Here is a 1478-nt window from a genome sequence, read left to right as displayed (position 1 = left end):
AGCCGGTCTCGTCGTCGGCCGCCGGCTCCGGCGTCGGTACGGCGTTGAGCACCGTGCCCGCCTTCGTGTTCGGCCACGATCGTGGAGCCGGCCCGGCCCGCTTTGTAACGCCCCCCGATATACCTTCGGGTCCGATATATTGTCGCCGTGGATATACCCCTGCGCGAACCCACCTTCCTGATCCTGACCGCGCTCGCCGTCGAGCCAATGCACGGCTACGGACTGATCGGCGAGGTCGCCGCCCTCTCCGACAACCGCGTGTCGCTGCGCCCCGGAACGCTCTACGGCGCGCTGGACCGGCTGGTCGACGCCGGCCTCGTCGACGTCGACCGGGAGGAGGTGGTGGACGGCCGACTACGCCGCTACTACCGCCTCTCCCCCGACGGCGACGCCACCCTCAGCGCCGAGACCGAACGGCTGCGACGCAACGTCGAGGCCGCCACCGCCCGGCTCGCCGCACGGGCCCGTGCCGCCCGACCGACCACCCCACGCCTCGCCGGAGGCCTCGCATGACCGAGATCGAGCGCCGTTACCTCCGGCTCCTCGCCGCGTACCCCGCCGACTACCGGCGGGCCCGGGGCGCCGAGATCGTCGGCACGTACCTGGACCTGGCCGAGCCGGGCCGCCGCTGGCCCACCCCGGCGGACGCCGTGGACCTCCTCCGCGGCGGGCTCCGCCAACGGGTACGCGCCACCGGCGTCACCGACCTGGTCCCCGGGGTACACCTCGCGGCCGCCCTGGCCCTGCTCACCGCCACCACGCTCGCCGGCATGTGGACCGTGCTCGAACTGCGCCCGGCTCTGCCCGGCTTCGGCGAGCCGTCCGCCGGGCCGTTCGTCTCGCTCGGCATCGTGGCGTGGGTCGGTTGGCTCCTCGCCGCGGGTGTGCAGGCGCTGGCACCCAGCCGGTGGCACCGACGCGCGGTCGCGCTCGCGCTGCTTCTCACGGTCGCGCTCGTCCCCGCCGCCGCGCTCACCGGCCTGCCCCGTCCACCGTTGTTCGTGCTGCTCCCGCAGGTCGGGTTGGGTGTGGTCGCGCTCGGCGCGTCCCGCGCGCGGCCGGTGGCGCTGCGGGTGGCGCCATTGCTCGCCGCCGTCGCCGGCCTGGCGGCGGCCGCAAGCCTGACGCCGGGAAGTTTCGCCTGGACCTATCGCGCGGTGAGGGCGATTCTGATGTTGCAGGACACCGCCGTGGCGGTGCTCGCGGTGGCCATGCTGCTCGCGGTGGGACTGGCCGTACGTGGCGACCACCGGGGCGGGTGGGCCCTGCTGATCCTGCTCACCCCCGTGGGTCTGCTGGCCCTGCTACCGCTGGCCGGGGCGGCGGACGGCATGCGGAGCGCGTTCGTCCCGAACTGGACGGCGCTCGCCGCGACGGCTGCCGTGGTCGCGCTGGTCGGCCCCGCGCTGCTACCGGTGGCCCTCGCCGTCCGCGCCCGACTGGCCCGACCCCCCGCGCCGAGCGCCAACCGCTAACCG

2 protein-coding genes are annotated in these 1478 nt (G+C 75.0%); both read left to right on the top strand.

All coding sequences use genetic code 11. The annotated features are described in order from the left end of the window. Positions 1 to 147: 147 nt before the first annotated feature. A complete protein-coding gene (locus tag AB0I89_RS33505; protein WP_357134855.1) occupies positions 148 to 513 on the top strand; it encodes a helix-turn-helix transcriptional regulator in 366 nt (121 codons plus the stop codon). Next, positions 510 to 1475, top strand: a complete 966-nt coding sequence (locus tag AB0I89_RS33500) for a hypothetical protein (protein WP_357134854.1) — start codon at positions 510 to 512, stop codon at positions 1473 to 1475. Before AB0I89_RS33505 ends, AB0I89_RS33500 begins: the two co-directional genes overlap by 4 nt. Positions 1476 to 1478 lie beyond the last annotated feature (3 nt).

This window comes from Micromonospora sp. NPDC049801 (assembly GCF_040656575.1).
In the GTDB taxonomy this organism is placed as follows: Bacteria; Actinomycetota; Actinomycetes; order Mycobacteriales; family Micromonosporaceae; genus Micromonospora.
Note: the sequence above shows the minus strand (reverse complement) of the source record. Positions and strands in the feature narration are given on the sequence as shown.